This is a genomic window from Sphaerotilus sp. (genome assembly GCF_041083715.1).
In the GTDB taxonomy this organism is placed as follows: domain Bacteria; phylum Pseudomonadota; class Gammaproteobacteria; order Burkholderiales; family Burkholderiaceae_C; genus Sphaerotilus.
In genome coordinates this window covers 1-6,449 of sequence record NZ_JBFPGY010000308.1, presented here as the reverse complement: position 1 = coordinate 6,449, position 6,449 = coordinate 1, and the positions used below count along the sequence as shown (strand labels likewise).

The window sequence follows — 6,449 nt, the reverse complement described above, 5'->3', positions numbered from 1 at the left end:
CCCGAATTCCAGACTGCCACGCTCGCTCAATGGGCCAAGGCGGCTGCCAAGTCCGCTCCGGGCGGGCAGGTCGATGCACTCGACTGGGTGACGCCCGACGGCATCACCGTCAAGCCGCTCTACACCGCCGAAGATGTCCAGGGCCTGCCGTACACCAACACGCTGCCTGGCTTCGAGCCTTTCCTGCGCGGCCCGCAGGCGACGATGTACGCGGTGCGCCCGTGGACCATCCGCCAGTACGCCGGCTTCTCGACTGCCGAGGAATCGAACGCGTTCTACCGCAAGGCGCTGGCTGCCGGCGGGCAGGGCGTGTCGGTCGCGTTCGACCTGGCGACACACCGCGGCTATGACTCCGACCACCCGCGTGTGACGGGCGACGTGGGCAAGGCCGGCGTGGCGATCGACTCGGTCGAGGACATGAAGATCCTCTTCAACGAGATCCCGCTCGACAAGGTGAGCGTGTCCATGACGATGAACGGCGCCGTGCTGCCGGTGCTGGCGGGCTACGTCGTGGCGGCGGAAGAGCAGGGCGTCTCGCAGGACAAGCTCTCGGGGACCATCCAGAACGACATCCTCAAGGAGTTCATGGTCCGCAACACCTACATCTACCCGCCCGAGCCGTCGATGAAGATCATCGGCGACATCATCGAGTACACGGCGGCGCACATGCCGAAGTTCAACTCGATCTCGATCAGCGGCTACCACATGCAGGAAGCGGGTGCGAACCAGGCGCTGGAACTCGCCTTCACGCTCGCCGACGGCAAGGAGTACGTCAAGACCGCCATCGCCAAGGGCATGGACGTGGACGCCTTTGCCGGTCGGCTGTCGTTCTTCTGGGCGATCGGCATGAACTTCTATCTGGAGATCGCCAAGATGCGGGCGGCGCGTCTGCTGTGGTGCCGGATCATGAAGGGCTTCGACGCGAAGAACCCCAAGAGCCTGATGCTGCGCACGCACTGCCAGACCTCGGGCTGGTCGCTGACCGAGCAGGACCCGTACAACAACATCGTGCGCACGACGGTCGAGGCCATGGCCGCGGTCTTCGGCGGCACGCAGTCGCTGCATACCAACGCGCTCGACGAGGCCATCGCGCTGCCGACGGCGTTCTCCTCGCGCATCGCCCGCAACACGCAGCTCATCATCCAGGAAGAGACCCACATCACCAGCGTGGTCGACCCGTGGGCGGGCTCCTACATGATGGAGTCGCTGACCCAGGACATGGCCGACAAGGCCTGGGCCATCATCGAGGAAGTCGAGGCGATGGGCGGCATGACCAAGGCGGTGGACTCCGGCTGGGCCAAGCTGAAGATCGAGGCGAGTGCGGCCGAGAAGCAGGCGCGCATCGACTCCGGCAAGGATGTCATCGTCGGCGTCAACAAGTACAAGCTCGCCAAGGAAGACCCGATCGACATCCTCGACGTGGACAACGTCATGGTGCGCGACGGCCAGATCGCCCGGCTGCAGCAGATCCGCGCGACCCGCGACACGGCTGCCGTGCAGGCCGCGCTGACCGCGATGACCGACGCTGCCCGCGCCGGCACCGGCAACCTGCTCGACCTGGCGATCCAGGCGGTGCGTCTGCGCGCCACGGTGGGCGAGATCAGCGATGCGCTCGAAGCCGTCTACGGCCGCCACCGCGCCGATATCCAGAAGGTGACCGGCGTCTATGCAGCGGCCTACGATTCGGCCGAAGGCTGGGAAAAGCTGCAGACCGAGATCGCCGATTTCGCCGAGACCTACGGCCGCCGCCCCCGCGTGATGATCGCCAAGCTCGGCCAGGACGGGCATGACCGAGGCGCCAAGGTGGTGGCGACGGCCTACGCCGATCTCGGCTTCGACGTGGACATGGGTCCGCTGTTCCAGACGCCGGAAGAGTGCGCCCGCCAGGCCATCGAGAACGACGTGCATGCCGTGGGCGTGTCGACGCTGGCCGCCGGGCACAAGACGCTGGTGCCGGCCATCATCGCCGAGCTGAAGAAGCAGGGCGCGGACGACATCATCGTGTTCGTCGGCGGCGTGATTCCGCAACAGGATTACGATGTTCTGTTCGACGCCGGCGTGAAGGGGATCTACGGTCCCGGCACGCCGATTCCGGCCTCGGCCAAGGATGTTCTGGAGCAGATACGCGCCCATGTGTCCGCGGCCTGAGGTACCCCCTCAGACACACCGGTCACCATGAATCCTTCCACCGCTGCTGCACCCCGACTCCAACTCACGCCCGCGGGCGAAGGCGATTTCGAGGCGCTGCTGGCGCTGCGGATGGCGGCGATGCGGGAGAGCCTGACCCGGCTGGGACATTTCGATCCGCAACGGGCGCGCGAGCGCCTGAGCCGCGGCTACAACCCGGCGCACACCCGGCACATCCTGCGCGATGGTGAGCTGGTGGGGTTCGTGGTGGTGATTCCCCGGCCGCATGACCTGCTGCTGGACCACCTCTACATCCACCCCGGCGCGCAGGGCGAAGGCATCGGTGCCTGGGTGATGCGCCAGGTGCTGGCCGAGGCGGATGTGGCCGCCATGCCGATGTCGGTCACCGCGCTCAAGCACACCGACGCGACCCGTTTCTACCAGCGCCACGGCTTCATCCTGGAAGCCGAAGGCGAATGGGACCTCTACTTCCGCCGCCCGGCCCACCCGCCGAGCGACTCCGATTGACGATGATGGCCATGACCGGCCACAACCGGCGATGACTGAAGACTTCTCCCACCTGCCGGCCACCGAGCAGGCGCTGGCCGCTGGCATCGTCGGCGACCAGCCCGCGGTGCAGCGGCGCGCGATGGCCAAGGCAATCACGCTGCTGGAATCGACCCGGCCGGACCACCGCCTGCGTGCCGATGCGCTGCTGAACGCCTTGCTGCCGCACACCGGCCACTCGTTCCGGCTGGGCATCTCGGGTGTGCCGGGCGTGGGGAAGTCCACCTTCATCGAGGCCCTCGGGCTCCACCTCATCGGCCAGGGGCACCGGGTGGCGGTGCTGGCCGTCGATCCGTCGTCGAGCGTCTCGGGTGGTTCGATCCTGGGCGACAAGACCCGCATGGAGCAGCTCTCCGTGCATCCGAACGCCTACATCCGCCCCAGCCCGTCGTCGGGCACGCTCGGCGGCGTGGCCGAGAAGACGCGCGAGGCGATGCTGATCGCGGAAGCCGCCCGCTACGACGTGGTCATCATCGAGACGGTCGGCGTCGGCCAGAGCGAGACGGCGGTGTCCGGCATGACCGACATGTTCTGCCTGCTGCAACTGCCCAACGCAGGCGACGACCTGCAGGCGATCAAGAAAGGCGTGATGGAGCTGGCCGATCTGATCGTCATCAACAAGGCCGACATCGACCCCAACGCCGCCACCCGTGCCCGCGCCCAGATCACCAGCGCGCTGCGCCTGCTCGGCATGCACCAGCACCATGGCGGCGGACACGGCACCCACGGTGATCCGCACGGCCATGGCGGCGACCTGCTGTGGCAACCGCAGGTGATCCAGCTCAGTGCGCTCAAGGGCGCCGGGCTGGACGAGTTCTGGACCGCGGTCAGCCGCTTCCGCGCACTGCAGGCCGCCAGCGGCCGGCTCGACCAGCGCCGCCAGCAGCAGAGCCTGGCGTGGATGTGGGAGCGCATCGAGGCTGGCTTGCGCGCGCGTTTCCGGGCCCATCCCGGTGTGCGCGGCCAGCTCGCCGACACCACCGAACAGGTCCGCGGAGGCCGGCTGGCCGCGTCCGTCGCCGCACGCCGCCTGCTTGACCTGCTGAACTGATTTCCCTGTCGCACGACCCGATTCCTGACCCGATTTCCGACCTGATCACCGAGGAGATGCTCCATGCATGACATCCAACAGATGCTCGAAGCCAAGCGCGCCAAGGCCCGCCTCGGCGGTGGGCAAAAACGCATCGACGCCCAGCACAGCAAGGGCAAGCTGACCGCCCGCGAGCGGCTCGAACTCCTGTTCGACGAAGGGACCTTCGAGGAGTGGGACATGTTCGTCGAGCACCGCTGTGCCGACTTCGGCATGGCCGACAACAAGATTCCCGGTGACGGCGTCGTGATCGGCTACGGCATGATCAACGGCCGCCTGGCCTTCTCGTTCAGCCAGGACTTCACCGTCTTCGGCGGCGCGCTCTCCGAGGCCCACGCCGAGAAGATCTGCAAGGTGATGGACCAGGCGATGAAGGTCGGCGCCCCGGTGATCGGCCTGAACGACTCGGGTGGTGCGCGCATCCAGGAGGGCGTGGCCTCCCTGGGCGGCTATGCCGAGGTGTTCCAGCGCAACGTGATGGCTTCGGGCGTGGTGCCGCAGATCTCGATGATCATGGGCCCGTGCGCGGGGGGCGCGGTGTACTCGCCGTCGATGACCGACTTCATCTTCATGGTGAAGGACTCGTCCTACATGTTCGTCACCGGCCCGGAGGTCGTGAAGACCGTGACGCACGAGGAAGTCACGGCCGAGGAACTGGGCGGCGCGATCACGCACACGACCAGGAGTGGTGTGGCCGACGTGGCCTTCGACAACGACGTGGAGGCGCTGCTGATGCTGCGCCGCTTCTTCAACTACCTGCCGCTGAACAACCGCGAGAAGCCGCCCGTGCGCCCGAGCGGTGATCCGGCCGCGCGACTGGACTACTCGCTCGACACCCTGGTGCCGGAGAACGCGAACAAGCCGTACGACATGAAGGAGCTGATCCTGAAGGTCGTCGATGACGGCGACTTCTTCGAGATCCAGCCCGATTACGCCAAGAACATCGTCATCGGCTTCGCCCGCATGGAAGGCCAGACGATCGGCATCGTCGCCAACAACCCGCAGGTGCTGGCCGGCTGCCTGGACATCAAGTCGTCCATCAAGGCCGCGCGCTTCGTGCGCTTCTGCGATGCGTTCAACATCCCCGTGGTCACCTTCGTCGACGTGCCCGGCTTCATGCCCGGCACCTCGCAGGAGTGGAGCGGCATCATCAAGCACGGCGCCAAGCTGCTCTACGCCTATGCCGAGTGCACCGTGCCGAAGGTCACCGTCATCACCCGCAAGGCCTATGGCGGTGCCTATGACGTGATGTCGTCCAAGCACCTGCGCGGCGACGTGAACTTCTCGTGGCCGAACGCCGAGATCGCGGTGATGGGCGCCAAGGGCGCCGTCGAGATCATCTTCCGCGAGGACAAGGGTGATCCGGCCAAGCTGGCCGCCAAGGAAGCCGAGTACAAGGCCCGCTTCGCCAACCCGTTCGTGGCCGGCGCACGCGGCTTCATCGACGACGTCATCCAGCCGCACGAGACCCGCAAGCGCATCTGCCGCTCGCTCGTGATGCTCAAGGACAAGAAGCTGGACAACCCGTGGCGCAAGCACGGGAACATCCCGCTGTGATGGGCCGGCAAGGAGAAAACAACATGTTCACCAAGATCCTGATCGCCAACCGCGGCGAAATCGCCTGCCGCGTCATCCAGACCGCCCGCAAGATGGGCATCAAGACCGTCGCGGTCTACTCCGAGGCCGACAAGGAAGCGCGCCACGTCGAGCTGGCCGACGAGGCCGTGCTGATCGGCCCGGCGCCGTCGCGCGAGTCCTACCTGGTCGCCGACAAGATCATCGCCGCGTGCAAGGCCACCGGCGCGCAGGCCGTCCACCCCGGCTACGGCTTCCTGTCCGAGAACGCCGCGTTCGCGCAGCGCCTCGAAGAGGAGGGCATCGCCTTCATCGGCCCGAAGCACTACTCCATCGCGGCCATGGGCGACAAGATCGCCTCGAAGAAGCTGGCGCTGGAAGCCCGGGTCAACACCATCCCCGGCTACAACAACGCCATCGACACGCCCGAGCAGGCGGTCGAGATCGCCAAGGGCATCGGCTACCCGGTGATGATCAAGGCGTCGGCGGGCGGCGGCGGCAAGGGCCTGCGCGTCGCGTTCAACGACAAGGAAGCCTTCGAAGGCTTCAGCTCGTGCCGCAACGAAGCGCGCAACAGCTTCGGCGACGACCGTGTCTTCATCGAGAAGTACGTGCTGGAGCCGCGCCACATCGAGATCCAGGTGCTCGGCGACAGCCACGGCAACGTGCTGTACCTGAACGAGCGCGAGTGCTCGATCCAGCGCCGCCACCAGAAGGTCATCGAAGAGGCGCCGTCGCCCTTCATCAGCGACGCCACCCGCAAGGCGATGGGCGAGCAGGCCGTGGCGCTGGCCAAGGCGGTGAACTACCAGTCGGCCGGCACGGTCGAGTTCGTGGTCGGCAAGGACCAGGACTTCTACTTCCTGGAGATGAACACCCGCCTGCAGGTGGAGCACCCGGTGACCGAGTGCATCACCGGGCTGGACCTGGTCGAGCAGATGATCCGCGTCGCCGCGGGCGAGAAGCTCGCGTTCACGCAGGCCGACATCAAGCGCGAAGGCTGGGCGATCGAGTGCCGCATCAACGCGGAAGACCCGTTCCGCAGCTTCCTGCCCTCGACCGGTCGCCTGGTGCGTTACGCGCCGCCGGC

General features: G+C 66.7%; 5 protein-coding genes. All 5 read left to right on the top strand.

Annotated features, from left to right (window positions below; translation table 11 throughout):
- Nucleotides 1-2,148, top strand: a 2,148-nt coding sequence (scpA, locus tag AB3X43_RS14365) for a methylmalonyl-CoA mutase (RefSeq protein WP_369430544.1), incomplete at its 5' end; no start/stop codon positions are given.
- 27 nt (nt 2,149-2,175) lie between these two features.
- On the top strand, nt 2,176-2,655 hold the full coding sequence (locus AB3X43_RS14360; protein WP_369430543.1) for a GNAT family N-acetyltransferase: 480 nt from the start codon (nt 2,176-2,178) through the stop codon (nt 2,653-2,655).
- 31 nt (nt 2,656-2,686) lie between these two features.
- The gene (meaB, locus tag AB3X43_RS14355; protein ID WP_369430542.1) at nt 2,687-3,745 is read left to right on the top strand and encodes a methylmalonyl Co-A mutase-associated GTPase MeaB; all 1,059 of its coding nucleotides are present in this window, start codon (nt 2,687-2,689) and stop codon (nt 3,743-3,745) included.
- Between the two features lie 63 nt (nt 3,746-3,808).
- Entirely contained in the window at nt 3,809-5,341 is a 1,533-nt protein-coding gene (locus AB3X43_RS14350; RefSeq protein ID WP_369430541.1) for an acyl-CoA carboxylase subunit beta, read from the top strand.
- Nucleotides 5,342-5,364: 23 nt separating this feature from the next.
- Nucleotides 5,365-6,449: acetyl-CoA carboxylase biotin carboxylase subunit (locus AB3X43_RS14345; RefSeq protein WP_369430540.1), on the top strand; the 1,085-nt coding region annotated here is incomplete at its 3' end.

Excerpts from the sequence above, each read along its gene's own strand:
- AB3X43_RS14360 (WP_369430543.1), top strand. The coding sequence starts at position 2,176 with ATGAATCCTTCCACCGCTGCTGCACCCCGACTCCAACTCACGCCCGCG.
- meaB (WP_369430542.1), top strand. The coding sequence starts at position 2,687 with ATGACTGAAGACTTCTCCCACCTGCCGGCCACCGAGCAGGCGCTGGCC.
- AB3X43_RS14350 (WP_369430541.1), top strand. The coding sequence starts at position 3,809 with ATGCATGACATCCAACAGATGCTCGAAGCCAAGCGCGCCAAGGCCCGC.